This window comes from Streptomyces sp. NPDC049813 (genome assembly GCF_044465085.1).
In the GTDB taxonomy this organism is placed as follows: Bacteria; Actinomycetota; Actinomycetes; order Streptomycetales; family Streptomycetaceae; genus Streptomyces.
Genome location: NZ_JBITLI010000005.1, coordinates 57,796 through 83,165, shown reverse-complemented (window position 1 = coordinate 83,165; position 25,370 = coordinate 57,796). Strand labels below are relative to the sequence as shown.

The following is a 25,370-nucleotide window of genomic DNA, read 5'->3' as shown; positions in this document are numbered from 1 at the left end:
CAGCTAGTACTCATAGTGCTGGGCAGTACCAGGGACCTTACCAGTTCGCGGGTTTTCGGATGGGCGAACGTTGAAGTGCGCCCCTTGGTCGCCAACTCCCCCTTCGCCGTAGTAGTGCCCGTACCCGTGGTCCTGGATAATTACCTTACTTCCGTCGCTTCTCGTGAATGTATATTCTCGCGTTACGACAGGGTTGTGCGAAGCGTCCATGACCTGTCGACCTGTCCGGTCCGTCATGTCAACTCTGGCGATGGCGTCAGGCTGTTGGGACATGGGAATGCCCAGATCACGTTTCGCCATCCTGAAGGCTTCGTTTCGGCTGCTAGCCGTCTTGTGCGAGATCGCCTCAGGACAGTCGGCATCGGGTGCGAGGCCGAGTGGATCGGTCCATGTGTGCGGATTGTGGACGTATGTGGAATCGTTTGGTCCCGGGCCAAGTCCGAGAGGGTCTGACGTCAGATACCGCGCATTGTCCGGGTCATAGTGCCGGAAGTAGTTGTAATGCAGGCCCGTCTCGGGGTCGTAGTACTGGCCCGGGAAGCGTAGGGGTGTGTAGGCCGACGCGTCGGTGTTCCAGGCCGTGGTGCCCCACAGGGTGCTGCGCGTGCGCCACGCGATGTCGCCCCGCTCGTCGATGAGTTCGCTGGGCGTGCCCACCAGGTCCGTGACGATCGCGAAGAAGCGGGAGTCGATGTCGTCCTGCGCGAGGCGGCGTTCCGTCTGGGCTATAGGGTGCAGGCCCCGGTGGTCCCAGGTGAGGGCGACCGGGTCCGGCAACTCGGGACCATGCGTGACCTGTTCGCAGAGGGTCGTGCCGTCCCACGTGAACTCGACCCGTTCCACGACCGTCTCGCCGTCCGCGCCCAGGCGGAGCTTCGCCGTGCGCCGGCCCAGCGCGTCGTACGTGTAGCGCCAGACCGTGCCGTCCGGCGTGACCGTCGAGGTGAGCCGGTCCTCCGCGTCCCACGCGTAGCGCCAGGTGTCCGGTTTGCGGGAGAGGCGCGTCTTCTGGCGGAGGGTGACGCGGCCGAGGGCGTCGTGTTCGTAGCGGACCGACCCGGCGCGGGTGATCCGGGTGCCGGTGTAGGTGCGCTCGCCCGTCGCCTCGTGGCCGGGGTGGGTCGCCGGCCACTCGGCGGCGGCCTGGTTGCCCGCCGCGTCGTAGGCGTACGTCTCCGTCCAGTCCGCCGCGCGTACCGCCGTGACGCGGCCCACCTCGTCGAGGTCGAAGCTGCGGGGGCCGTTCAGCAGGTCGTCGAGGGCCGTCAGGTTGCCGTCGGCCCGGTAGGTGTACGCGCGGTGCTGGAGCGTGACGCCGTCCGCACCCGTCACCGACTGGGTCGACAGGCGGCCCAGCGGGTCGAAGGTGTTGGCCAGGGCGATCGTCGCGCCGATGCGGCGGGTCAGTTCGCGGCCGGCCTCGTCGTGGCTGAAGGCGATCGCGCGGCCGGAGGCCGTCATCTCGGTACGGCGGCCCGCGGCGTCGTAGGACCATGTCGTCGTCGCCCCGGCGGGGGTGGTGCGTCCGACCCGGCGGCCGAACTCATCGTGCTCGTAGCGCAGTTCGCGACCGTCGACCGTCTCCGACCTCAGCCGTCCGAACCGGTCCCGCAGCAGCACGAGCGTGCCGCCGTCCGGGGCCGTGGCCTGCGCGAGCTGGTCGGTCAGGTCGTACGCGAAAGTCGTGACGGCCCCGTCGGCGTCCTTGCGGGTGATCTGGCCCAGGGCGTTGCGCTCGAAGGACGTGGTCCGCCCGAGGGCGTTCGTACGGGAGGTCAGGCGGTCGGCCGCGTCATGGGCGTAGGTGAGGGTGCGGTCGTCGAAGTCGGTCTCGGACAGCAGGCGGCCGGCCGGGTCGTAGGCGTAACTCCACGTCAGCCCGTGCGGGTCGGTCACCTGAGTGAGACGGAGTTCGGCGTCGTGCGCGAACTCGTGGCGGACGCCGTCCGGCGTCGTGCGGGCGGTGAGCAGGTCGAAGTGGGTGTACTCGAAGCGCGTCACGCCGCCGAGCGGGTCGGTGTGGGTGGTGCAGTTGCCCTCGCCGTCGTAGGTCCACGACTCGGCCGTGCCGTCGGGGGCCGTGCGACGGGCCGGATGGCCCTCCGGCGTCCACTCCAGGCGGGTCACCGCGCCGGTGGCGTCGGTGATCACGACCGGGCGGCCGAAGGCGTCCCGGTCGTAGCGGGTGACCGCGCCGAGCGGGTCGGTGACCTCGACCGGCAGTCCGGCCCGGTCGCTGCGGACCGTCGTGGTGCGGCCCGCCGGGTCGATCACCGCCGTCAGGTGACCGGCCTCGTCGTGGACGTAACGCGTCGTGAGGCCGGACGGATCGGTCGCCGCCGTGCGGTTGCCCCGCTCGTCGTAGGTCTGGCGGTGGACGTTCCCGTCGGTGCCCTTGATCTTCACCGGCAGGCCGAGTTCGTCGTACTCGGCGGAGGACTCGCGGCCGTCGGGGCGGGTGAGGGTGAGGAGGTTGCCGGCCTCGTCGTAGGCGTAGCGCGCCGTGTGACCGAGCGGGTCGGTCCGGGAGAGGAGCTGGTTGCGGCGGTCCCGTGCGAAGTGGGTCGCCGCACCCAACGGGTCGATCTCCACGACCACCTGGCCGTCACTGTTGATCAGATAGCGGCGGGTGTGGCCCTCGCCCGTGGTCGTCGACGTGACCCGGTAACCCGTGGCCTCGTCCACCTCGTCGTACGACAAGCGCAGCGCCATGTGCCCGTCCGAGCCACCCTCGGCGACGCAGCGGTCCTGGTCGTCGTACTCGTAGGTGTACGAGCGGTCGTTGGTGTCGGTCCAGGACGTGACGCGACCGCGGTCGTCGTAGGTGAATCGCAGGGGCAGGCCCGAGGAGTTGACGACGTGGGTGAGGTTTCCCGCGTCGTCGTAGCCGTAGCGTCTGATCTGCTGGCCGGTGCCGTCCGGGGCCGCGCCCGCCAGGTGCAGGGCGGTCACCCGGCCCTGGCCCGTGGTGACCTTGAGTTCGTAGCCCCCGGAGGACGAGATGCCCAGCGGGGCGCCCGCCTCGTCGTACTCGAAGGTGAGCCGGTTGCCGTTGCGGTCGTCGATCTGTTCCACGACGGCGCGGCTGTCGCCGCGGTCGGCGAAGTGCCAGGTGCGGCCGGAGCGCGGGTCCTCGACCGTGTACCCGCCGCCGACGCGGTCCAGTGGCCAGCGGCGGCTGCCGTGCGTGGGCAGTGTGGGGACGCCGGGCGCGGGATGCGGGTAGGTGAGGAGCAGGCCGTCCTCGGTCACGAGGACGACGCCCTCGGCGTCGATCTCCAGCCGCTGGTCGAGCGTGGAGGTCCAGGACGGGCCGAACCACCTGCCGAGACGCGAGCCGGACTCGACCCGGCGGGTGAAGACCAGAGGCAGCGTCCCGGGCAGGACGATGTCGGTCTGCGGCAGGTACATCGTGCCGGTGACCAGGTCGATCGGGTCGCTGGGGTCCTTCTCCACCCGTTCCCTGGGCGGTTCGGTCTGCGTGCCGGGGCTCTTGCGCGCCTGCGCCCGCGCCACGTTCTCCCCCTCGCGGACCGCCGCCTTCTCGCCGGTGCGCAGCCCCATCCGCAGCCCCGACCTGGCGAACCCCGCCCCCTTCGTCCCGATCGCCTCCGGCAGCAGCGTGCCGATGAACTCCGACGGGTCGTTCTTGAAGGCCGAGACCGCTCCCGTGACGATCCGGTCGGGGTGGGTGGCCGTGGAGACCAGGCCCGAGAGGGTCATGCTGACGTTCTGGTAGTACGCGGCCGGGTGCGTGAGGTTGTAGGGGTCCATCGGGTTGAGGCCGCGGGCGAAGTCGACCAGCCCTGCCGTGCCCTTCACCACGCCGCCCACGACGTGGGTGAGCTCGGTGTCCGCGGCCTTCAGGCCGTCGCCCAGGTCGTGGCCGAGCTGGGAGAGCGGCGGGGGTTCGGCGGGGGCGTGGGCGAGGGCCGCCTTGATCGCCGTGTTCGCCTTGTCGGCGGCCTCGTTGCGTGCGCGGCGCGCGTCGGCGAGACGATCCTCGGCTTCCTTGCGCTGGGCGTCGCCCGGGTCGTGGAACGCGCCCGGCCGGGGCCCGGGGTCCTCGTCCGCCTTGATCTTGGCGTTGTAGGCGTCGACCTTCTTGTTGTACGCGTCGACGGCCGTCTTACTGGTGTGTTCGGCCTTCTTGTAGAGGTCGATGGCGTCCTGCGCCTTGTCCTGCGCCCACTTGACGGTGTCCGCGTACGCCTCCAGCGCCCCGGCGGCCCTCTGGCACGCGTCCGCCGCCTGGGTCCACTTGGTGGGGTGCAGCTCGAACTTGCGGCGGAACACGTCGCCCGCCTCGCCGGTCCAGCCCGAGCTGCGCACTTTCTTCATGCCCGCGCCGACGTGGTCGAAGGCGGTCTCGAAATCCTTGAGGTTCTTGGCGGTCGAGCGGATCTTGGCGGGGTCGCCGTGGACCAGTTCGGTGGGGTCGTCGGTGTGGCCGAGGCCCTGTTCGCTGGGGGTGGCGCCGAGACCGGCGGCGATGTGGTCGCCCGCCTTGTGGACGACGTCGCCCGCCTTGTCCAGGCCGACGCGGTCCAGGCCGTCGCCCAGCTTGTCGCTGCCGTGGTCGACGGCCTCGCCGACCTTCTTCTTGCCGGCGTCGATCAGGTCCCCACCGGCCTTGAGGCCGGTGTTGATCCCGCCCTTGATGCCGTCGCCTATGTCACCGAGGATGCCCATCAGCGCTCGCTGCCGGGCGCGCCACCCTGCTGTCCAGCGGCGCGGGCGCGCTCCTCGGGCGACGGGCCGAAGGTGTCGTCCATCCACTGGCCGTACTCGTCGTCCGAGATGCCGGCCATGTCATGCAGGTTGTTCGGGCTGATCCCCAGGGACGTGAGGCCCTGGGAGGTCATGGCGTCGCGGCCGGCGTCCTTCCAGCCCTGGACCACGTTGGCGTTCGCCTTCGACCAGGACTCTCCGCTGTAGTCCGGGTTCTGGAACATCGTGACCGGGTTCTCGGAGCCGATCTCGCCCCAGGTCTTGTGGGTGACCTCGTCCTCGGTGGCGTACGGGTTGCCGATGAGAGAGTTCGCGCCGACCTTCAGCGCGTTCTCCACGTAGTGGTCCGTCTCGTAGTACGTGCCCGCCGACAGGCCCACGCCCTCCGCGAAGGCGTTGCCCTCGTTGATGAGCGAGCGCACGCCCCACTCCCAGCGCTCGCAGAACGACGTGAACGTCGCGGTGACGTTCTCCACGCCCAGTTCGAGGCCGGACAGCGCCAGGTCCGAGAACCCGCGCCCCGCGCCGGCCGCGCCGACCATGCCGAGTTCCTTGAGTTCGCCGAGTGCCTCCGTCAGGCCCTTGGCGATCAGCCCGAGCCCCTCGGTCTTGAGGTCCTTGCCGCCCCCGCCGGTCATACGTGGCCCCCGCCGCGTCCGGACGGGCGTATGTACTCAGGCGTCTGTGTGTCTCCCCCGGTGCCCACCATGCCCGGCATCCTCACATCGCCCCGCTGCCGATCGCAACGCGCGCCGGGGCCGCGCAGCACGAGTGGCGTGAAAACGTACCCCCGGCCCCCGTACGCGCGACCCTCGTGCCCCCGCGCGACTACCCCCGCACATCCTCCGGAATCTCCACCAGCCACCGCGTCCCCTTGCGCGGGCGCAGGTACAGGGCCCAGTACAGCGTCGCGACGGCTGTGATGCCGCCCGTCCACAGGAGGTACGTGGCCTCCTGCTGGCTCAGGATGTACGCCATCACCGCGATGAGGACGACCGGGACCGCGGGCCACAGCGGCATGCGCCAGGCCGCCTTGGTGCGGTGGGGGCCGCGGCGGCACAGCAGGGCGGCGACCGCGACCAGGAGGTACATGCCGGTCACCGAGACGCCCGTGACGCCGTACAGGGTGTCGAGGTTGACGAAGCACAGGGCCGCGCCGGGCACGCCCACGATGAGCGTGGCGACCCAGGGCGAGCCGAAGCGGCCGAGCTTGGCCAGGCCCCGGTTGACGGGGGCCGGCCACGCCTTGTCGCGGGCCGAGGCGAACAGGACGCGGGAGTTCTGGATGACCATGACGATGCCCGCGTTGATGATCGCGAGTGCGACGCACAGCGAGACGAACGTGCCGACCGCCGAGTTCGACCACGCCTCGACCATGGCGCCGATGTCCCCGGAGGTGAGCGCCGCGAGGTCCGGTGCGCCCATCGTGATCGCGGCCACCGGGACCAGGATGATGACCGTGGAGATGGCGAGGGTGGCGAGGACCGTGCGGGAGACGGACGTGCGCGGGTTCTCCAGTTCCTCCGAGAGGTAGACGGCCGTCGAGAAGCCCTGGGTGACGAAGAGGGCGATCGCCAGGCCGGAGACGACGAGCATCGCCGTCACGGTGTCGGCGTGGCCGCCGTCGCCCGCGACCCGCATCGAGACCAGGGAGCCCGCGCCGCGTTCGGCGTGGGTGAAGCCGAGGACCGCGACGAGGGCCGCCGCGATGACTTCGAGGACGAGGAAGACGCCGGTGATCCAGGCGTTGGCCCGCAGGTCGAGCAGGCCCGCGAGGGTGGCGAGGAGCATCACGGCGGCGCCGGCGACCGACGGGTCGAGGTGGACCAGGGGGGCCAGGTAGTCCGCGGTGCCCATCGCGATCACCGGGGGCACGATCACCACGACCAGAAGGGAGAGGACGAAGACCAGCCAGCCGGTGAGGCGGCCCGCCAGCGTCGAGACCATCGCGTACTCGCCGCCCGCGCTGGGGATAAGGGTGCCGAGTTCCGAGTAGCAGAACGCGACGCCTATGCAGAGCAGCGAGCCGATCGCGATCGTCAGGGCCGTCGCGGTGCCGAGGCTGCCGAACAGGTCGGGCACGACGACGAAGAGCGTGGAGGCGGGCGTCACGCACGACAGCGTGAGCAGGGTGCCGCCGACGACGCCGATGGAACGCTTGAGCTTCTGGGGCGGGGCCACGGCCGCCGGCCCGGCCTGCGGGACGGCGGCGGTGGGGCGAAGCGTGTCGGTCATGGAGCGGTTCCGATCGACTGGTGCGGCGGGTGGTTCGGGCGGGAGCGCTATCGCCTCCGAAGGGCCTTGGTGTGGGGTGGTACGTCCGCTCCCGGCGCGTCATGGAACCCCGCCGTCATCCGGAACGTCAACGGCCGTTTCCCTGCGGATTCCGTACTCGTTGCACTGCCCAACTACCCGCGCATCTTCAGCGGTTCGGGAGAAGGGGCGAGTTCATCGCCATGAAGTCGCATGATGACCTTGCTATCGAAGGCGTAGAGCAACAGGCGGTTACGACGCCCGTTTCTTCCCCTACGTACGGGAACCGCAGCCGCCGCGCCGAACTTTGCCGGAACTTGTCCGCAGTACGGACACCTCCGCCGCCCCGGGACACCCCGCCTCAGGGCGTCGGCAGGCCCCGCTCCGCCACCTGCGCGCGGAGCAGGGCGATCAGCGCGCCGGCCGCCGCCGGGCGGTAGCCGCCCTCGCGCGTGAGCAGGGCCGCGGTGCGGTGCGGCAGCGGCGGCCGTGGCGCCGCCGCGACCAGACCCCGCCGGTCCTGGACCACGGCGTCCGGCAGCACGGTGGCCAGCTGCCCACTCCGCACGATGTCGATGAGGGCGAGGGCGGAGTCCGCCTCGACGGCGACCCGCGGCGCGACGCCCTGCTCCGCGAAGTACGCGTCGATCGCGGCCCGGGTCGCGAAGTCCCCGGACAGGAGCACCAGGTCCCGCCCGGCGAGCTCGCGGGCGGGGAGCGGCACCGGCACGGCGTGCTCCTGCGCCACCACCACGGCGAGCGTCTCGGTGAAGAGCGGCTCGGCGTTGATCCCGGCCGCCTGCGCGCCGGTGAAGCCGATCCCCGCGTCGAGCCGGTCGTCGAGCAGGGCCTCCTCGATCCACTGCTGGGCGGCCTCGCGGACGGTGACGCGCAGGCCGGGGTGGCGGGCGTGCACCGCGGTGACCAGCGGGGCGACGAGGTAGGCGGTGAAGGTGGGGGTGACGCCGAGCCGCACGTGGCCGCGTGACAGGTCGCGGACGTCCTGGACGGCCAGGTCGGCGGCGGCCAGCTCCCGCAGGGCCCGGCGCGCGTGGGCGACGTAGACCTCGCCCGCGTCGGTGGCCCGCACCGCGCGGCCCGAGCGGTCGAGCAGCGGCAGTCCGACGATCCGCTCCAGGCTGCGGATCTGCTGCGAGAGGGTCGGCTGGGAGACGTACAGCGCCTCGGCCGCGCGGGTGAAGGTGCCGTGCTCGACGACGGCGAGCAGATAGCGCAGATGCCGCAGTTCGACGGGGGCCATGACCGGGAGCATAGCCCGGCCCATAGGCGCCATCTATAGGAACTATGCGCAGTATGTGTTGGACGCTATGGAGAGCACGTGGCAACACTGGGGGCATGGACTTCTCGCAGCGCACCATCGATCTGGCCCGCAAGAACGTGGAGGAGGGCGGCCGCCCCTTCGCCACCGTCATCGTGAAGGACGGCGAGGTGCTCGCCGAGCGCGCCAACCAGGTCGCCCAGTCGCACGACCCGACGGCCCACGCCGAGGTGCTCGCCATCCGCGACGCGTGCGTGGCGCTGGGCACCGAGCACCTGACGGGCACCACCGTCTACGTGCTCGCCCAGCCGTGTCCGATGTGCCTGGGCGCCCTCTACTACTGCTCCCCCGACGAGGTCGTCTTCCTCACGACCCGGGACGCCTACGAGCCGCACTACGTCGACGACCGCAAGTACTTCGAACTGAGCACGTTCTACGACGAGTTCGCCAAGCCCTGGCAGGAGCGCAGGCTGCCGATGCGGCACGAGCCGCACGCGGACGCGGTGGACGTCTACCGCCTGTGGCAGGACCGCAACGGCGGCGACCGGCGGGTGCCGGGCGCGCCGCGCCCGGACACCGCCGGCTGAGATCCGTGGCCCGCGGGCCGTCAGTGGTTGCGCGGGAAGCCGAGGTCGACGCCGGCCGGGGCGTCGGCCGGGTCCGGCCAGCGCGTGGTGATGACCTTGCCGCGGGTGTAGAAGTGCGTGCCGTCGTTGCCGTAGATGTGGTGGTCGCCGAAGAGGCTGTCCTTCCAGCCGCCGAAGGAGTGGTAGCCGACGGGGACCGGGATGGGCACGTTGACGCCGACCATGCCGGCCTCGACCTCCAGCTGGAAGCGGCGGGCGGCGCCGCCGTCCCGGGTGAAGATCGCCGTGCCGTTGCCGAACGGCGAGCTGTTGATGAGCGCCACGCCCTCGTCGTAGGTGTCGACGCGCAGCACGCACAGGACCGGGCCGAAGATCTCGTCCTGGTACGCCTTGGCCGTGGTCGGGACCCGGTCCAGGAGCGAGAGGCCGATCCAGTGGCCGTTCTCGTGGCCCTCGACGGTGTAACCGGTGCCGTCGAGGACGACCTCGCAGCCGTCGGCCGCCGCGCCCTCGACGTAGGACGCCACCTTGTCGCGGTGGACGGCGGTGATGAGCGGGCCCATCTCGGACGCCGGGTCGTTGCCCGGGCCGATCTTGATCTTCTCGGCGCGCTCCTTGATCTTCGCGACGAGTTCGTCGCCGACCGCGCCGACGGCGACCACCGCGGAGATGGCCATGCAGCGCTCGCCGGCCGAGCCGTACGCCGCCGAGACGGCCGCGTCGGCGGCGGCGTCCAGGTCGGCGTCGGGCAGCACCAGCATGTGGTTCTTGGCGCCGCCGAGGGCCTGGACCCGCTTGCCGTTGGCGGAGGCGGTGGCGTGGATGTGGCGGGCGATCGGTGTCGAGCCGACGAAGGAGACGGCGGCGACGTCCGGGTGCTCCAGGAGGCGGTCGACCGCGACCTTGTCGCCGTGGACGACGTTGAAGACGCCGTCGGGCAGGCCGGCCTCCGACAGCAGCTCCGCGATCTTCAGCGAGGCCGACGGGTCCTTCTCGGACGGCTTCAGGATGAACGTGTTGCCGCACGCGATGGCGATCGGGAACATCCACATCGGCACCATGGCCGGGAAGTTGAACGGCGTGATGCCCGCGACGACGCCGACCGGCTGCCGGATCGACGACACGTCCACCCGGCTCGCGACCTGCGTCGACAGCTCGCCCTTCAGCTGCACGTTGATGCCGCAGGCCAGGTCGACGATCTCCAGGCCGCGGGCGACCTCGCCCAGCGCGTCGGAGTGCACCTTGCCGTGCTCGGCGGTGATCAGCTCGGCGATCGCGTCGCGATTGGCGTCGAGCAGCGCGCGGAACCGGAAGAGGATCTCGGTCCGCCTGGCCAGCGACGACGTGCCCCAGCCCGCGTACGCCTCCTTGGCGGCGGCGACCGCGGCGTCCACCTCCTCGACGCTCGCGAAGTCGACGTGCGTGGTGACGGCGCCGGTCGCCGGGTCGGTCACCGGGCCGCGGTTGCCCGAGACGCCCTCGACGGTCTTGCCGCCGATCCAGTGGTGGACCAACTTCGTGTCAGACATGTGGGCAGCTCCTGTTGCGTCTGCGGGGGTTCGTACGGGTGGGGCCGGCCGGGTGCGGGTCGTCGGGTCGTCGGGTCAGAGGTGGGGGCGGCGCGCCGTGACGTCGCGTTCGTACTCCTTGCGGGCCTCGATGGCCGCCGCGCGCTCCGCCGTCTCGGCCACGGGCACATCCCACCATGCCTGTGCCGGGGGCGGCCCCGACACTGTGTCTGCCGTTTCCGTCTCCACATAGACACATGTGGGGCGGGTCGCGGACCGGGCCGCGGCCAGCGCCGTGCGCAGTTCGGCCACCGTCGTGGCGCGGTGCACGTCCATGCCGAGGCTTGCCGCGTTCGCAGCCAGGTCCACCGGGAGCGGCGGGCCGGTGTAGGCGCGGCCGTCGTCGGACCGGTAGCGGTACGCCGTCGCGAAGCCCTCGGCGCCCACGGACGCGGAGAGGCCGCCGATGGACGCGTAGCCGTGGTTCTGCAGCAGCACCACCTTCACCGGGATGCCCTCCTGCACCGCCGTCACCAGCTCCGTCGGCATCATCAGGTACGTGCCGTCGCCGACCAGCGCCCAGACCGGCCGGCCGGGCGCGGCGAGCGCGACGCCGATCGCGGCCGGGATCTCGTAGCCCATGCAGGAGTAGCCGTACTCGACGTGGTACTGGTCGCGGGAGCGCGTCCGCCACAGTTTGTGCAGGTCGCCGGGGAGCGAGCCGGCCGCGTTGATGAGGATGTCCTCCTTCGACACCAGCTGGTCCAGGACGCCGAGGACCTGGGCCTGGGTCGGGCGCCGGCCGGTGCCGTCCGGGGCGGCGTAGGCGGTGTCGACGGCGCGCTCCCAGCGTTCCTTGCCCGCGGTGTACTCGGCGACGTACGCCGGGTCCGCGCGGTGCCCGGCGACGGCGCCGGCCAGCGCGGTCAGGCCTTCGCACGCGTCGGCCACCAGCGGCAGCGCGGCCAGCTTGTGCGCGTCGAACGCGGCGACGTTCAGGTTCAGGAAGCGGACGCCGGGGCGGGCGAAGAGCGTGCCGGACGCCGTCGTGAAGTCCGTGTACCGGGTGCCCACGCCGATCACCAGGTCGGCGGTCCTGGCCAGTTCGTCGGCGGTCGCGGTACCGGTGTGACCGATGCCGCCCACGTCGGCCGGGGCGTCGTGGCACAGCGAGCCCTTGCCCGCCTGCGTCGACGCCACCGGGATGCCGGTCGCGTCCGCGAAGGCCGCCAGCGCCTCCTCCGCGCCGCTGTGGTGGACCCCGCCGCCCGCGACGATCAGGGGCCGCCGCGCCTGGCGCACCGCGGCGGCCGCCGCCGCCAGTTCGGCGGGCTCCGGGCGCGGGCGGCGGACGGTCCAGGTGCGCTCGGCGAAGAACTCCACCGGCCAGTCGTACGCCTCCGCCTGCACGTCCTGCGGCAGCGCCAGCGTGACCGCGCCGGTCTCCACCGGGTCGGTCAGCACCCGCATCGCCTGGAGCGCGGCGGGGATCAGCTGCTCCGGCCGGGCGATCCGGTCGAAGTACTTCGAGACCGGCCGCAGGCAGTCGTTGACCGACACGTCGCCCGCGTACGGGACCTCCAACTGCTGGAGCACGGGGTCGGCGGGGCGGGTCGCGAAGACGTCGCCGGGGAGCAGCAGCACGGGCAGGTGGTTGATCGTGGCCAGCGCGGCGCCCGTGACCAGGTTCGTGGCGCCCGGGCCGATGGACGTCGTGACGGCGTGGGTGGACAGGCGGTCGCGCTGGCGGGCGTAACCGACCGCCGCGTGCACCATCGCCTGTTCGTTGCGGCCCTGGTGGAAGGGCATCTCGTCGCCGTACTGCACGAGGGCCTGGCCGATGCCCGCCACGTTGCCGTGCCCGAAGACGCCCCAGGTCGCGCCGATCAGGCGGGTGCGGTGGCCGTCCCGGGCCGCGTACTGGCGGGTGAGGAAGCGGACGAGGGCCTGGGCCGTGGTGAGCCTGACCGTCTCGGGCCCGGTGTGGTCCGGGGTGGGTGCGGGCGTCGTCACCGGTATCCCTCCGTCGCGTGGTCGGGATGGAAGCAGATCTTCCACTCCCGTTCCCGGCCTGGCCCCGCCATCACGTTCAGGTAGTACATGGTGTGCCCCGGCTGGGCGATCGACGGGCCGTGCCAGCCGTCCGGGACCAGGACCGCGTCGCCGGTGCGCACCTCGGCGAGGAGGTCGGTGCCGCCCGGGCGGGACGGGGACACCCGCTGGTAGCCGTAGCCGGGGGCGCCGGTGGCGGCGGGCTCGATCTCGAAGTAATAGATCTCCTCCAGGCACGTCTCGACGCCCGGGCGGTCCTCGTCGTGCTTGTGCGGGGGGTACGAGGACCAGTTGCCGCCCGGCGTGACGACCTCGACGGCGATGAGCTGGTCGCAGTCGAAGGTGCCGGCCGCGGCGAAGTTGCGGACCTGGCGGGCGCTGGTGCCGCTGCCGCGGGCCTCGACGGGTACCTCCGGCGCGGGGCCGTGACGGACGGGGAGTCGTCGCCCGCACTTCGCTCCTGCCAGGGCGAAGCGGCCTCCCGCGCCGGAGGCGATCTCTGCGCGGCTGTCCCGCGGTAGGTACGCGAAGTCGCTCGGGCCGCTGAATACGCTTGCCCTGCCGTGCAGTTCGATACGCCGGGCGCGGGGGGCGGAGTCGGTGTCCTGTCCGTCCGCGTCCCGTACGTCCACCGTGCAGCCGCCCGTCAGCGGGAGCACGATCCACTCGCAGTCGCCCGTGTCGAACGCGTGCCGCTCGGCGGGCGCCAGTTCGAGGATGCGCAGGGCCGCGCGGGACCAGGTGGGCAGGCCCGTCTTCTCCGGGTCGACGTGCAGGGCGTACGGGCCGTCCGCCGCGGTGCCGTTGGGGAGGTACGTCATCCTGGTGCTTCCTCCTTGTGCCGGGTCGGGGTCGCGGTCGGGGCCGGGGTGGCCGGGGTAGGTAGGCCTACAACAGGCCCACCGCCGTGTCGACCGCCTGCGCCACGTCCCCGTCCGCCGGGTACAACAGGGAGCGTCCCACCACCAGGCCCTGCACCGTGGGCAGGCGCAGCGCCGTCCGCCACTTCTCGTACGTGGCGTCCTGGTCGCCGTCCTTGATGTCGCCGCCGAGCAGCACCGCGGGGAGCGTGGACGTCTCCAGCACGCGCGCCATCGCGTCGGGGTCGTCCGTGACCGGCAGTTTCAGCCAGGTGTAGGCGGAGGAGCCGCCGAGGCCGGAGGCGACGGCGATGGAGCGGACCACGGCGTCCGGGCTCAGGTCGTTGCGCAGCAGCCCCGAGCCGGGGTCGCGGCGGGCGACGAACGGCTCGACGAAGACCGGCAGTCCCTCGGCCGCCATGGCGTCGACCGCGCGGGCCGCCGCCTCCATGGTGCGGACGGAGGCCTCGGTGGGGTCGTCGTAGTCGAGCCGCAGCAGGAGCTTGCCTGCGTCGAAGCCGCGGCGGCGCAGGGCGGCCGGGGCGTAGCCGGTGAAGCGGTCGTCGAGTTCGAAGGAGGCGCCCGCGAGGCCGCCGCGGTTCATCGAGCCGATGACGACCTTGCCGTCGAGGGCGCCCAGGAGGAGCAGGTCGTCGAGGACGTCGGCGGAGGCGAGGACGCCGTCCACGCCGGGGCGGGACAGCGCGAGGCAGAGCCGGGCGAGCAGGTCGGCGCGGCCGGCCATGGCCAGCGGCCGGTCGCCCGCGGCCAGCGCGCCGCGGGCCGGGTGGTCGGCGGCGACGATCATCAGCCGGGCGTCCGGGCCCGGCAGCAGAGCGCGCCGCTCGCGCCGCGCGGCGGCCTCGGCGACCACCCCGGGCCGCTCCGCCCGCAACCGCGCGAGGGCGCGGGGATCGGGGTCGGGGCGCTCTGCGCGGGGGTCAGGGGCGGCAGGGCGGCTCCCCGGCGCCGGGGCACCGTTCTCGTCGGGCCGGAGGTCATCGCCGGGTTCGCGCCGGCTCGGCGTCATCCCGTCGGCCGCCCCCAGGGCTCCCGCCCGCACCCTGCCGGAGGCCAGCGCCGCCTCCACCTCGTCCCGCACCGGCATCGCCGAGGAGCACTCCAGGCGCGACGCCACGATCGCCCCGGCCGCGTTGGCGAACCGCATGGTCCGGGCCAGCTCCCAGCCGGCCAGCAGACCGTGGCAGAGCGCCCCGCCGAACGCGTCGCCCGCCCCGAGCCCGTTCAGGACGTCCACGGGAAGCGGCGGCACCTCCGCGCTCCGGCCGTCGGACGTCATCGCCAGCACCCCCCGCGGGCCCTGTTTGACGACGGCGAGCCGGACCCCGGACGCCAGGAGGGCCCGCGCCGCCGCCACCGGCTCCCGCTCGCCCGTCGCGATCTCGACCTCGTCCACATTGCCGACGGCGACCGTCGCGTGCCGCAGCGCCTCCTCGTAGTACGGGCGCGCCGACTCGGGGCTGCCCCAGAACATGGGCCGCCAGTCCAGGTCGAACACCGTCTCGCGGCCGGGCCCGGCGGATTCCGCGCGGGCCGCCATCGCCGCCAGCGTCGCCGTCCGGCTGGGCTCCGCGCACAGCCCCGTCCCCGTCACCCAGAAGACCCGCGCGTCCCGCACCGCGGGGAGGTCGAGCTGGTCCGCGGCGATCTCCAGGTCCGGCGCCGTGGGCTGCCGGTAGAAGTAGAGCGGGAAGTCGTCGGGCGGGAAGATCTCGCAGAAGGTGACCGGGGTGGGCAGCCCGTCGACCGGTGTCACCCAGCGCGCGTCGACGCCGAACCGGGTCAGCTCCGCGCGCAAGTAGTCGCCGAACGGGTCCCGTCCCGTACGGGTGATCGTCGCCGTGCGCACGCCGAGGCGGGCCGCGGCCACCGCCACGTTCGTCGAGGAGCCGCCGACGAACTTGCCGAACGCGGAGACGTCCGCCAGGCCTCTGCCCGCCTGCAAGGGATACAGGTCCACCCCGATCCGGCCCATCGTGATCAGGTCGAACTCGGCGCGGACCATGCGGGGTTCCCTTCGACGAAGACGTGACGCAGACGTTCGGCGGGACGCGGCGGGTGGGCCTGCTGCCAGATCTAGTGCCGTTCCCACCCCCCTGTCAACATTTTGTCCTGACATTCGGACCATGCCTTGACACCTTTCTCGGGGGCCCTTGAGGCTGGTGCCATGACGACCCGGACATCACGGACAGCGCGCATCCGCATCGGCTCGGCACCCGACTCCTGGGGCGTCTGGTTCCCCGACGACCCCCGGCAGATCCCCTGGCAGCGCTTCCTCGACGAGGTCGCGGAGGCCGGATACGAGTGGATCGAGCTGGGCCCGTACGGATATCTGCCCAGCGACCCGCGCGTGCTCGCCGAGGAGACCGGGCGGCGCGGGCTCCGGGTCAGCGCGGGCACCGTCTTCACCGGGCTGCACCACGGGCCCGCCGTCTGGGAGCGCACCTGGGACCACGTCGCCGCCATCGCCGCCCTCACCCGGGACATGGGCGCACGCCACCTCGTCGTCATCCCCTCGTTCTGGCGGGACGACAAGACCGGGGAGGTCATCGAGGGGTCCACGCTCAGCGCCGAGCAGTGGCGCCATCTCGCCGCCGGGACCGAGCGACTCGCGCGCGAGGTGGGCGAGCGGTACGGGCTGCGGGTCGTCGTCCACCCGCACGCCGACACCCACATCGACACCGAGGAGAACGTGGCCCGCTTCCTCGACGCCACCGACCCCGGCCTCGTCTCGCTCTGCCTGGACACCGGCCACTACGCGTACTGCGGCGGCGACAGCGTCAAGCTGATCGAGACGTACGCCGAACGCCTCGGCTATCTGCACCTCAAGCAGGTGGACCCGGCCGTGCTCGCCGAGGTCCGCGCCCAGGGCACCCCCTTCGGGCCGGCCGTCGCCCGGGGCGTCATGTGCGAACCGCCGCGCGGCGTACCGGAGCTGGCACCCGTCCTGGCCGCCGCCGCCCGCCTGGACGTCGACCTGTTCGCGATCGTCGAGCAGGACATGTACCCGTGCGCACCGGACGCGCCCCTGCCGATCGCCCGGCGCACCCGGGGCTACCTCAGGTCGTGCGGCGTGTAGGACCGGCGGCGGCCAGAACGGATCGGCGCGGAGGGCGCGGGCCGGGGCGGAGAGCGCGGGTCGCGGGCCGGCGCGGAGAGCGCGGGTCGTGGGGCGCCCGCGGACGGTGATCCCGGGGCGCGCCGGTTCGGGTCGTCCGTAGGGGACTGTCCCGGCAGGCGCAGGTTCATGCGCCCGCCACGCGCCCTTTTTGCAACACTCGCGTCACAAAAGCACCCTTCCTGTCACACATGTCCGCCCTACGCGGGTTCTGCGTCACAGGGGCCCCACAGGCCCTCCCGCGTCTCGGCGCGCGTCGTTCTCCGGGCGCAGGGTGAGTGATCACCGGCGGCCACCCCCGCGCCGCCGTCGCGACATCCGCCAGGGAGGAGCCACTGATGACCGACCGCAGGCTCTGGTCGTACAAAGAGATCGCCGCGCACATCCGCGTCCAGCCGGACACCGTCCGCTCGTACCGCAAGCACGGTCTGCTGCCGCCCCCCGACCACGTGGAGAACGGCAAGCCCTTCTGGTACCCCGACACCGTCCGCCGCTGGGTCGCCTCGCGCCCCCGCAACCGGGGCCGCGACAGAGACTGACCGCGCGTCACCCGCCCGGGGCGCCCACCGCACGGGCGCCCCCGCCGGGCCCCGCTCGACCGGCGAACGGCCCGCACATGGAGGTCCCCGCCCGGCAGGCGAACGGCCCGCGCATGGAGGTCCCCGCCCGGCAGGCGAACGGCCCGCGCATGGAGGTCCCCGCCCGGCAGGCGAACGGCCCGCACGCGGCGGAGAGCTCCACTCAGCCGGCGAACGGCTCGATCACCGTCACGCCCGCCCCGGCCCCCGGCGCCCCCATCGCGGCGAGCGCCCCGCCCGCCCGCGCGAGCGGGATCACCGACGTCACCAGCGCATCGGGCCGCACCGCCCCACCGCGGACCAGCTCCAGCATCGGCGGGTAGGCGTGCGCGGCCATCCCGTGGCTGCCGATCAGCTCCAGTTCCCACGCGAGCACCCGCCCCATCGGCACGACCGGGTCCGTGGGCAGCAGCCCGACCTGGACGTGCCGTCCGCGCCGCCGCAGCCCGCCGACGGACGCCGCGCACGTCGCCGCGGAACCCAGCGCGTCCAGCGACAGATGGGCCCCGCCGCCCGTCACCTCCCGTACCGCGTCCGCCACATCGTCCACCGCGCCGGCGTCCACGCACGCGGCCGCGCCGAACCGCCGGGCCAGTCCGAGCGCGCCGGGCGCGACGTCCACGGCCACCACCCGGGCCCCGGCCGCCGCCGCGATCATCACCGCGGACAGGCCGACGCCGCCGCAGCCGTGCACGGCGACCCACTCCCCCGGCGCGAGTCGGCCCTGCCGCACCACCGCGCGGAACGCGGTCGCGAACCGGCAGCCGAGCGCGGCCGCCGTCGTGAAGGCCATCTCCTCCGGCACCGCCACCAGGTTCACGTCGGCGTGGTCGAGAGCGACGTACTCGGCGAAGGAGCCCCAGTGCGTGAAGCCGGGCTGCGTCTGGCGTGCGCACACCTGCTGGTCCCCGGCCGCGCACGCCGCGCAGCTCCCGCACGCGCAGACGAACGGCACGGTCACCCGGTCCCCGGCCCGCCACCCGCGCACGTCGGCGCCGGCCTCCTGGACCACGCCGGCGAGTTCGTGCCCGGGCACGTGCGGCAGCACGATGTCCGGATCGTGGCCCTGCCAGCCGTGCCAGTCGCTGCGGCACAGGCCGGTCGCCTCGACGCGCACGACGACGCCGTGCGGCGCGGGCGCCGGATCCGGCACGGTCCGCACCCCGGCCGGCCCGCCGAACCGCTCGAACACGACGGCACGCATGCACCCACCTCGCTCCTCGCTCTGCGCGACCTGCCACGGACGCGGCTCACACACCCTCGGACGCCCCTCGGACGCCCTTCGGACGTCCCGCGCTCACGGTATCCGCGGGTGCCGCCCGCCCACCCGGGCCGTGTCCTTACGTGCACGACCCTCCTTGGATGTGTACCCCCTAGGGGTATAAGGTCGGGTGGGTCAGGAGGTGCGCGGGGTACCCGGCCCTCCCCGTGGCCCCGCCACCGGCCCCTTCGGCTTCGAGCAAGGAGAACGACATGAGCGCCCAGAGCGAGCTGCACCAGATCGGCACCGAGGCCGAGGCGTCCGCGCCGGCCGCGGGGGGCTGCTGCGGCGGTGCCTGCCACGGTGCGGCCGCGACCCCGGCCGCCGCGGGCTCCGTCACCACGGTCTACGAGGTCAAGGGCATGACCTGCGGCCACTGCGAGGCGGCGGTCACCGAGGAGCTGTCCGGGCTCGCCGGTGTCTCCTCCGTCCAGGCGGTCGCCGCCTCCGGCCAGGTCACGGTCGTCTCGGCGGCCCCGCTCGACGAGGAGGCCGTCCGCGCCGCCGTCGACGAGGCCGGGTACGAGCTCCTCGGCACCCGCTGACCGCGCCCCGGGCCGGGCCCGCCGCGGCCCGGCCCGGCCGCCGTACCCTCGACAGCACCATGACGGACGCACCCTCCACCGACCTCGACCTCGCGATCGGCGGCATGACCTGCGCCGCCTGCTCCGCCCGCATCGAGAAGAAGCTGAACCGCCTCGACGGCGTGCGCGCGACGGTCAACCTGGCCACCGAGAAGGCGAAGGTCTCCTACGCCGCGGAGGTCAGCCCGCAGACCCTCATCGACACGATCACCCGGCTCGGCTACACGGCCGAGCCGATCGTCGAGGCAGCGCCACAGCTCCCCCGTGACGCGGGGCACCGCGCGACCGGCCCCCACGGCGCCGCGGTCCGGGAGGACTCCGGACCTGCCACGGCGAGAACCGGTGCCGGCCTCCTCGGCCGGCGCCTGCGCGTCTGCGCGCTGCTCACGGCCCCGGTGGTCCTGCTGGCCATGGTCCCCGCCCTCCAGTTCGACTACTGGCAGTGGCTGTCGCTGATCCTGGCCGCGCCGGTCGTGGTCTGGGGCGGCCTCCCCTTCCACCGCGCCGCGTGGACCAACGCCCGGCACGGCGCCGCCACCATGGACACGCTCGTCTCCCTCGGCACGCTGGCCGCCTTCGGCTGGTCCCTGTGGGCGCTGTTCCTCGGCGACGCGGGGATGCCGGGGATGCGGCACGGCTTCACCTTCGCCACCGAGCGCGGCGGCGCCTCCTCCACCCTCTACCTGGAGGTGGCCTCGGGCGTCGTCACCTTCCTCCTCGTCGGCCGCCATCTGGAGGCCCGCGCCCGGCGCAGCGCGGGCGCCGCGCTGCGGGCCCTGCTCGAACTCGGCGCCAAGGACGTCGCCCTGCTGGCCGCGGACGGCTCCGAGGCGCGGGTGCCGGCCGACCGGCTGGTCCCCGGGGACCGCTTCGTCGTCCGCCCCGGCGAGAAGATCGCCACCGACGGCACCGTCGTCGCGGGCGCGGGCGCCGTCGACGCGTCCGTACTGACCGGGGAGAGCGTGCCCGTGGACGTGGCCGTCGGCTCCGCCGTCACCGGGGCGACCGTCAACATGGGCGGGCGGCTCGTCGTCGAGGCCACCCGCGTCGGCGCCGACACCCGCCTCGCCCAGCTGGCGCGGCTCGTCGAGGACGCCCAGACCGGCAAGGCCCGGGTGCAGCGGCTCGCCGACCGGGTCTCGGCGGTCTTCGTGCCGGTGGTCGTCGCGATCGCCCTCGGCACGCTGCTGGTGCGGCTGCTCGCCACCGGCGACACCACCGCCGCGTTCGGCTCGGCCGTGGCCGTGCTGATCGTCGCCTGCCCGTGCGCGCTGGGCCTGGCCACCCCGACGGCGCTCCTGGTCGGCACCGGGCGCGGCGCGCAGCTCGGCATCCTCATCAAGGGGCCCGAGGCGCTGGAGGCGACCCGGGCGGTCGACACGATCGTCCTCGACAAGACCGGCACGGTGACGACCGGCCGGATGACGCTGCTCGCCGTGCACCCGGCCGAGGGCGTCGACGAGAAGGAGCTGCTGCGCCTGGCCGGTGCGGTGGAGCACGCCTCCGAGCATCCGATCGCCCGGGCCGTCGCGGCGGGGGCCGCCGACCGCGCGGGCGAGCTGCCGGCGGCCGAGGGGTTCACCGGTGTGCCGGGGCTCGGGGTGCGGGCCACCGTGGAGGGCCGCGCGGTCCTCGTCGGGCGCGGGCGGCTGCTCGCCGACGCCGGGATCGCGCTGCCGGCCGGGTTGGCGGCGGCGGTACGGGCCGTCGAGGCGGAGGGCGGCACGGCGGTCACGGTCGCCTGGGACGGAGCGGCGCGCGGCGTCCTGGCCGTCGCCGACACGGTCCGGGAGACGAGCGCCCGCGCCGTCGCTGAGCTGCGCGGGCTCGGGCTCACGCCGATGCTGCTGACCGGCGACAACCGCGGTGCGGCGGAGGCCGTCGCGCGGGCGGTGGGGATCGAGCCCGGCGCGGTGGTCGCGGAGGTGCTCCCGCAGGAGAAGGTCGCCGTGGTGCGGCGACTGCGGGCCGAGGGGCGGGGCGTGGCGATGGTGGGCGACGGGGTGAACGACGCGGCCGCGCTGGCCACCGCCGATCTGGGTCTGGCGATGGGCACGGGGACGGACGTGGCGATCGAGGCGGCCGACCTGACGCTGGTCCGCGGCGACCTGCGGGTGGCGGCCGACGCGATCCGGCTCTCCCGCCGGACCCTCGCCACGATCAAGGGAAACCTCTGCTGGGCCTTCGGCTACAACGTCGCGGCCCTGCCGCTGGCCGCCGCCGGGCTGCTGAATCCGATGATCGCGGGGGCCGCAATGGCGTTCTCTTCGGTATTTGTGGTGACAAACAGTCTGCGACTTCGCAGATTCATCTAGCCAGGCCTGGACCTCCACATAATCCACACGGCACAATTGCAGCACTCTCACGTACGAGGCCCACATCTACATTTCGGGTCTCTTGCGTACACACGGGACATAGGCAAGAGACGCAGATCACATCGGTGAGAACGTAACCCTTCGCCGGTCTCGTGAGTCTAAGGAGGCGATGCAGGAACGTCTTGGGGGGCGTTCCGGTGTCGGACGGGACCGTCTTGGGGGACGGGACCGACTGCGTTGGCCGGGGCACGTGCTACGGGGAAGCTTGAGCGGCCCACCCGTGGTGACGTGTTCCGGCGGCCGACGCGGCCACAGACGCCCGGCCGGATCCCGTGGGGGGAATCCGCACCGGGAAAAGGAAAGCGCCCCGACTGTCGACCCGTGGGGGGATCGACAGCGGGGCGCTCTCCGCTATCCGCGGCGGCTGCCGCGACGCGAGGGGCTCAGCGCTCCTCGACCGGGACGAAGTCCCGCTCGACGACGCCGGTGTAGATCTGGCGCGGGCGGCCGATGCGCGACCCGGGCTCCTTGATCATCTCGTGCCACTGGGCGATCCAGCCCGGCAGCCGGCCGAGGGCGAACAGGACGGTGAACATCTCGGTCGGGAAGCCCATGGCCCGGTAGATCAGGCCGGTGTAGAAGTCGACGTTCGGGTAGAGCTTGCGCTCGACGAAGTAGTCGTCGGCCAGCGCGTGCTCCTCCAGCTTGAGCGCGATGTCGAGCAGCTCGTCGGACTTGCCGAGCGCCGAGAGGACGTCGTGCGCCGCCGCCTTGATGATCTTCGCCCGCGGGTCGAAGTTCTTGTAGACGCGGTGCCCGAAGCCCATGAGCTTCACGCCGTCTTCCTTGTTCTTCACCTTGCGGATGAAGGTGTCGACGTCGCCGCCGGAGGCCTGGATGCCTTCCAGCATCTCCAGGACCGACTGGTTGGCGCCGCCGTGCAGCGGACCCCACAGGGCCGAGATGCCCGCGGAGATCGACGCGAACATGTTGGCCTGCGAGGAGCCGACCAGGCGCACGGTGGACGTCGAACAGTTCTGCTCGTGGTCCGCGTGCAGGATGAGCAGCTTGTCCAGGGCCGAGACCACGGTCGGGTCCAGGTCGTACTCGGCGGCCGGCACCGAGAACGTCATGCGCAGGAAGTTCTCGACGTAGCCGAGGTCGTTGCGCGGGTAGACCACCGGGTGGCCCTGCGACTTCTTGTACGCGTACGCCGCGATCGTCGGAAGCTTGGCGAGCAGGCGGATCGTCGAGAGGTGACGCTGCTTCTCGTCGAAGGGGTTGTGGCTGTCCTGGTAGAAGGTGGACAGCGCCGAGACGACCGAGGACAGCATGGCCATCGGGTGGGCGTCGCGCGGGAACCCGTCGTAGAACCGCTTGACGTCCTCGTGCAGCAGGGTGTGCTGCGTGATCTCGTTCTTGAAGGTGGAGAGCTCGTCGACGGTGGGGAGCTCACCGTTGATCAGCAGGTACGCCACCTCGGTGAAGGTGGAGCGCTCGGCCAGCTGCTCGATCGGATAGCCGCGGTAGCGCAGGATGCCCTGCTCGCCGTCCAGGTAGGTGATCGCGGATTTGTAGGCGGCGGTGTTGCCGTATCCGCTGTCGAGGGTCACCAGTCCTGTCTGGGCCCGGAGCTTCCCGATGTCGAAGCCCTTGTCGCCGACGGTGCTGTCGATCACCGGGTAGGTGTGTTCATCGTCGCCGTACCGGAGTACTACAGCGTTGTTGGTGTGCTCGCTCACGTCTCGTCCCTCACCGACGTAGTGCCTCTTCTTCGAGGTGCCCTGACTGTCTCTACCATCCCCCACTTGGCCCAGCAGAGTGCACTCGGGGTCGACCATTGGGCCTATTGGCGGCACTCAGTGCCGCCAACCTGCTCATCCTGCCCCCTTCGCCCTGGTTCCGGAAGTGCTGTGTGACCTTCGCGACGGATTTGATCGATCAAAATTTTTGAAGGTTCCCGCCGGACAGCCGGAAATCGAGCGCGGTGCAGCGTCTGCCCGCCGAAACCGTGCGTACGGCCTGTCCCAGAGCTTTGCGCGAACCGACCAGGACCACCAGCTTCTTCGCACGGGTCACCGCCGTGTAGAGCAGATTGCGCTGGAGCATCATCCAGGCGCCCGTGGTGACCGGAATCACCACACATGGGTACTCACTGCCCTGCGAGCGGTGGATGGTCACGGCGTAGGCGTGCGTCAGCTCGTCCAGCTCGTCGAAGTCGTACGGGACCTCCTCGTCCTCGTCCGTGAGGACGGTCAGCCGCTGCTCGTCGGCGTCCAGGGCGGTGACGACGCCGACCGTGCCGTTGAAGACGCCGTTGGCGCCCTTCTCGTAGTTGTTGCGGATCTGGGTGACCTTGTCGCCGACCCGGAAGACCCGGCCGCCGAACCGCTTCTCGGGCAGCTCCGGGCGGGCGGGCGTGATCGCCTGCTGGAGCAGGCCGTTGAGCGTGCCCGCGCCGGCCGGGCCGCGGTGCATGGGGGCGAGCACCTGGACGTCACGGCGCGGGTCGAGCCCGAACCGGGCGGGGACGCGGCGCGCCGCCACGTCGACCGTGAGCCGCCCCGCCTCCTCCGTGTCCTCCTCCACGAAGAGGAAGAAGTCCTTGAGGCCCTGGGTGAGGGGCGGTGTCCCGGAGTTGATCCGGTGGGCGTTGGTGACGACGCCGGACTCCTGGGCCTGGCGGAAGATCCGGGTCAGGCGCACCGCGGGCACCGGGCTGCCCGCGCTGAGCAGGTCGCGCAGCACCTCGCCCGCGCCGACGCTCGGCAGCTGGTCGACGTCGCCGACGAAGAGCAGGTGTGCGCCGGGCGGGACGGCCTTGACCAGCTTGTTGGCGAGGAGCAGGTCCAGCATGGACGCCTCGTCGACCACGACGAGGTCCGCGTCGAGCGGCCGGTCCTTGTCGTACGCGGCGTCGCCGCCCGGCTTGAGCTCCAGCAGGCGGTGGACGGTGGAGGCCTCCGCGCCGGTCAGTTCGGCGAGGCGCTTGGCGGCGCGGCCGGTCGGCGCGGCCAGCACCACCTTCGCCTTCTTCGCGCGGGCCAGCTCCACGATGGAGCGGACGGTGAACGACTTGCCGCAGCCGGGCCCGCCGGTCAGCACCGCGACCTTCTTGGTCAGGGCCAGCCGGACGGCCTCCTCCTGCTCGGGGGCGAGCTCGGCCCCCGTGCGGCCGGCGAGCCAGGCCAGCGCCTTGTCCCAGGCCACGTCGTGGAAGGCGGGCAGCCGGTCCTGCTCCGTGCGCAGCAGCCGCGTCAGCTGGGCCGAGAGCGAGAGTTCGGCGCGGTGGAAGGGGACGAGGTAGATCGCGGTGACCGGCTCGCCGTGCTCGCCCGGGACCTGCTCGCGCACGACGCCGGGCTCGCCGGAGTCCTCGTCGGGCAGCGCCAGTTCGGCGAGGCACTCGATGACCAGGCCGGTGTCGACCTGGAGCAGCTTCACCGCGTCGGCGATCAGCCGCTCCTCGGGCAGGAAGCAGTGGCCCTGGTCGGTCGATTGCGACAGGGCGTACTGGAGACCGGCCTTGACGCGCTCGGGGCTGTCGTGCGGGATGCCGACGGACTGGGCGATGCGGTCGGCGGTGAGGAAGCCGATGCCCCAGACGTCGGAGGCGAGCCGGTAGGGCTGGTTCTTCACGACGCCGATCGACGCGTCGCCGTACTTCTTGTAGATGCGCACGGCGATGGAGGTCGAGACGCCCACGCTCTGCAGGAAGACCATCACCTCCTTGATCGCCTTCTGTTCCTCCCAGGCGTCGGCGATCTTCTTGGTCCGCTTGGGGCCGAGCCCCGGGACCTCGATCAGCCGCTTCGGCTCCTGCTCGATGATGTCGAGGGTGTCCAGGCCGAAGTGGCGGGTGATGCGGTCGGCGAAGACCGGGCCGATGCCCTTGACCAGTCCTGAGCCGAGGTAGCGGCGGATGCCCTGGATGGTGGCGGGCAGCACCGTCGTGTAGTTCTCCACGGTGAACTGCTTGCCGTACTGGGGGTGCGAGCCCCAGCGGCCCTCCATCCGCAGCGACTCCCCGGCCTGCGCGCCCAGCAGCGAGCCGACCACGGTCAGCAGGTCGCCGCCGCCCCTGCCGGTGTCCACGCGCGCGACGGTGTACCCCGTCTCCTCGTTGGCGTACGTGATGCGCTCGAGGACCCCTTCGAGCACCGCCATCGGCCGGGCGGCGGCCTGCGCCTGCTGCTTCGCCATGATCCGACGGTATCGGTGGG

The 25,370-nt window shown here is 72.4% G+C and carries 16 protein-coding genes and 1 pseudogene; 5 read left to right on the top strand and 12 right to left on the bottom strand.

The window, feature by feature from the left end; all coding sequences use genetic code 11:
* Positions 1-3 precede the first annotated feature (3 nt).
* From ACIBW6_RS13130 to cynR, 4 genes are all read right to left on the bottom strand, one after another.
* Positions 4-4,692 (bottom strand): putative T7SS-secreted protein, encoded by a 4,689-nt coding sequence (locus ACIBW6_RS13130; RefSeq protein WP_399059364.1) that lies wholly within the window; start codon positions 4,690-4,692, stop codon positions 4-6.
* Positions 4,692-5,369 carry a hypothetical protein gene (locus ACIBW6_RS13125; RefSeq protein ID WP_399059363.1) on the bottom strand — a complete coding sequence of 226 codons (678 nt, stop codon included), beginning with the start codon at positions 5,367-5,369 and terminating at the stop codon, positions 4,692-4,694. The genes ACIBW6_RS13130 and ACIBW6_RS13125 overlap by 1 nt, the downstream gene beginning before the upstream one ends.
* Before the next feature lie 190 nt (positions 5,370-5,559).
* On the bottom strand, positions 5,560-6,966 hold the full coding sequence (locus ACIBW6_RS13120; protein WP_399059362.1) for an APC family permease: 1,407 nt from the start codon (positions 6,964-6,966) through the stop codon (positions 5,560-5,562).
* A 379-nt stretch (positions 6,967-7,345) separates the two neighbouring features.
* Positions 7,346-8,245 carry a transcriptional regulator CynR gene (gene cynR, locus ACIBW6_RS13115; protein WP_399059361.1) on the bottom strand — a complete coding sequence of 300 codons (900 nt, stop codon included), beginning with the start codon at positions 8,243-8,245 and terminating at the stop codon, positions 7,346-7,348.
* Between the two features lie 95 nt (positions 8,246-8,340).
* Here cynR and ACIBW6_RS13110 point away from each other — a divergent pair, with 95 nt between their 5' ends.
* Positions 8,341-8,850 carry a nucleoside deaminase gene (locus tag ACIBW6_RS13110; RefSeq protein WP_399059360.1) on the top strand — a complete coding sequence of 170 codons (510 nt, stop codon included), beginning with the start codon at positions 8,341-8,343 and terminating at the stop codon, positions 8,848-8,850.
* Between the two features lie 20 nt (positions 8,851-8,870).
* Here ACIBW6_RS13110 and mmsA read toward each other — a convergent pair whose 3' ends face one another.
* The 5 genes and pseudogenes from mmsA to iolC form a co-directional block, all read right to left on the bottom strand.
* Positions 8,871-10,379, bottom strand: a complete 1,509-nt coding sequence (mmsA, locus tag ACIBW6_RS13105; protein ID WP_399059359.1) for a CoA-acylating methylmalonate-semialdehyde dehydrogenase — start codon at positions 10,377-10,379, stop codon at positions 8,871-8,873.
* A gap of 75 nt (positions 10,380-10,454) precedes the next feature.
* On the bottom strand, positions 10,455-12,371 hold the full coding sequence (gene iolD / locus ACIBW6_RS13100) for a 3D-(3,5/4)-trihydroxycyclohexane-1,2-dione acylhydrolase (decyclizing) (protein ID WP_399059358.1): 1,917 nt from the start codon (positions 12,369-12,371) through the stop codon (positions 10,455-10,457).
* The gene (iolB, locus tag ACIBW6_RS13095) at positions 12,368-13,231 is read right to left on the bottom strand and encodes a 5-deoxy-glucuronate isomerase (RefSeq protein WP_399059357.1); all 864 of its coding nucleotides are present in this window, start codon (positions 13,229-13,231) and stop codon (positions 12,368-12,370) included. The genes iolD and iolB overlap by 4 nt, the downstream gene beginning before the upstream one ends.
* 67 nt (positions 13,232-13,298) lie before the next feature.
* Positions 13,299-14,078, bottom strand: coding sequence for a deoxyribose-phosphate aldolase (locus tag ACIBW6_RS13090; RefSeq protein ID WP_399059698.1), 780 nt, complete (start codon positions 14,076-14,078; stop codon positions 13,299-13,301).
* A gap of 249 nt (positions 14,079-14,327) precedes the next feature.
* Positions 14,328-15,296 (bottom strand): annotated as a pseudogene (gene iolC / locus ACIBW6_RS13085) (5-dehydro-2-deoxygluconokinase); the annotation flags it as partial.
* Positions 15,297-15,458: 162 nt separating this feature from the next.
* Here iolC and ACIBW6_RS13080 point away from each other — a divergent pair.
* On the top strand, positions 15,459-16,370 hold the full coding sequence (locus ACIBW6_RS13080) for a sugar phosphate isomerase/epimerase family protein (protein ID WP_399059356.1): 912 nt from the start codon (positions 15,459-15,461) through the stop codon (positions 16,368-16,370).
* Positions 16,371-16,747: 377 nt separating this feature from the next.
* Positions 16,748-16,948 carry a helix-turn-helix transcriptional regulator gene (locus ACIBW6_RS13075; RefSeq protein ID WP_399059355.1) on the top strand — a complete coding sequence of 67 codons (201 nt, stop codon included), beginning with the start codon at positions 16,748-16,750 and terminating at the stop codon, positions 16,946-16,948.
* A 202-nt stretch (positions 16,949-17,150) separates the two neighbouring features.
* On the opposite strand, the gene ACIBW6_RS13070 is transcribed toward ACIBW6_RS13075, so the two are convergent.
* Positions 17,151-18,191 carry an alcohol dehydrogenase catalytic domain-containing protein gene (locus ACIBW6_RS13070; RefSeq protein WP_399059354.1) on the bottom strand — a complete coding sequence of 347 codons (1,041 nt, stop codon included), beginning with the start codon at positions 18,189-18,191 and terminating at the stop codon, positions 17,151-17,153.
* A gap of 269 nt (positions 18,192-18,460) precedes the next feature.
* Here ACIBW6_RS13070 and ACIBW6_RS13065 point away from each other — a divergent pair, with 269 nt between their 5' ends.
* Together ACIBW6_RS13065 and ACIBW6_RS13060 are read left to right on the top strand one after the other, a co-directional pair.
* Positions 18,461-18,793, top strand: a complete 333-nt coding sequence (locus tag ACIBW6_RS13065; protein ID WP_399059353.1) for a heavy-metal-associated domain-containing protein — start codon at positions 18,461-18,463, stop codon at positions 18,791-18,793.
* A 59-nt stretch (positions 18,794-18,852) separates the two neighbouring features.
* Positions 18,853-21,147 (top strand): heavy metal translocating P-type ATPase, encoded by a 2,295-nt coding sequence (locus tag ACIBW6_RS13060; protein ID WP_399059352.1) that lies wholly within the window; start codon positions 18,853-18,855, stop codon positions 21,145-21,147.
* A 443-nt stretch (positions 21,148-21,590) separates the two neighbouring features.
* On the opposite strand, the gene ACIBW6_RS13055 is transcribed toward ACIBW6_RS13060, so the two are convergent.
* Both ACIBW6_RS13055 and ACIBW6_RS13050 read right to left on the bottom strand, forming a co-directional pair.
* The gene (locus ACIBW6_RS13055; protein ID WP_399059350.1) at positions 21,591-22,889 is read right to left on the bottom strand and encodes a citrate synthase; all 1,299 of its coding nucleotides are present in this window, start codon (positions 22,887-22,889) and stop codon (positions 21,591-21,593) included.
* 199 nt (positions 22,890-23,088) lie between these two features.
* Positions 23,089-25,350 (bottom strand): ATP-dependent RecD-like DNA helicase, encoded by a 2,262-nt coding sequence (locus ACIBW6_RS13050; protein ID WP_399059349.1) that lies wholly within the window; start codon positions 25,348-25,350, stop codon positions 23,089-23,091.
* Positions 25,351-25,370: the final 20 nt, after the last annotated feature.

What these genes read in the sequence shown, in the direction of transcription:
- ACIBW6_RS13130 (WP_399059364.1), bottom strand. Translation starts at nt 4,692, where the DNA reads ATGGGCATCCTCGGTGACATAGGCGACGGCATCAAGGGCGGGATCAAC.
- ACIBW6_RS13125 (WP_399059363.1), bottom strand. Translation starts at nt 5,369, where the DNA reads ATGACCGGCGGGGGCGGCAAGGACCTCAAGACCGAGGGGCTCGGGCTG.
- ACIBW6_RS13120 (WP_399059362.1), bottom strand. Translation starts at nt 6,966, where the DNA reads ATGACCGACACGCTTCGCCCCACCGCCGCCGTCCCGCAGGCCGGGCCG.
- cynR (WP_399059361.1), bottom strand. Translation starts at nt 8,245, where the DNA reads ATGGCCCCCGTCGAACTGCGGCATCTGCGCTATCTGCTCGCCGTCGTC.
- ACIBW6_RS13110 (WP_399059360.1), top strand. Translation starts at nt 8,341, where the DNA reads ATGGACTTCTCGCAGCGCACCATCGATCTGGCCCGCAAGAACGTGGAG.
- mmsA (WP_399059359.1), bottom strand. Translation starts at nt 10,379, where the DNA reads ATGTCTGACACGAAGTTGGTCCACCACTGGATCGGCGGCAAGACCGTC.
- iolB (WP_399059357.1), bottom strand. Translation starts at nt 13,231, where the DNA reads ATGACGTACCTCCCCAACGGCACCGCGGCGGACGGCCCGTACGCCCTG.
- ACIBW6_RS13090 (WP_399059698.1), bottom strand. Translation starts at nt 14,078, where the DNA reads ATGATCGTCGCCGCCGACCACCCGGCCCGCGGCGCGCTGGCCGCGGGC.
- ACIBW6_RS13080 (WP_399059356.1), top strand. Translation starts at nt 15,459, where the DNA reads ATGACGACCCGGACATCACGGACAGCGCGCATCCGCATCGGCTCGGCA.
- ACIBW6_RS13075 (WP_399059355.1), top strand. Translation starts at nt 16,748, where the DNA reads ATGACCGACCGCAGGCTCTGGTCGTACAAAGAGATCGCCGCGCACATC.
- ACIBW6_RS13070 (WP_399059354.1), bottom strand. Translation starts at nt 18,191, where the DNA reads ATGCGTGCCGTCGTGTTCGAGCGGTTCGGCGGGCCGGCCGGGGTGCGG.
- ACIBW6_RS13065 (WP_399059353.1), top strand. Translation starts at nt 18,461, where the DNA reads ATGAGCGCCCAGAGCGAGCTGCACCAGATCGGCACCGAGGCCGAGGCG.
- ACIBW6_RS13060 (WP_399059352.1), top strand. Translation starts at nt 18,853, where the DNA reads ATGACGGACGCACCCTCCACCGACCTCGACCTCGCGATCGGCGGCATG.
- ACIBW6_RS13050 (WP_399059349.1), bottom strand. Translation starts at nt 25,350, where the DNA reads ATGGCGAAGCAGCAGGCGCAGGCCGCCGCCCGGCCGATGGCGGTGCTC.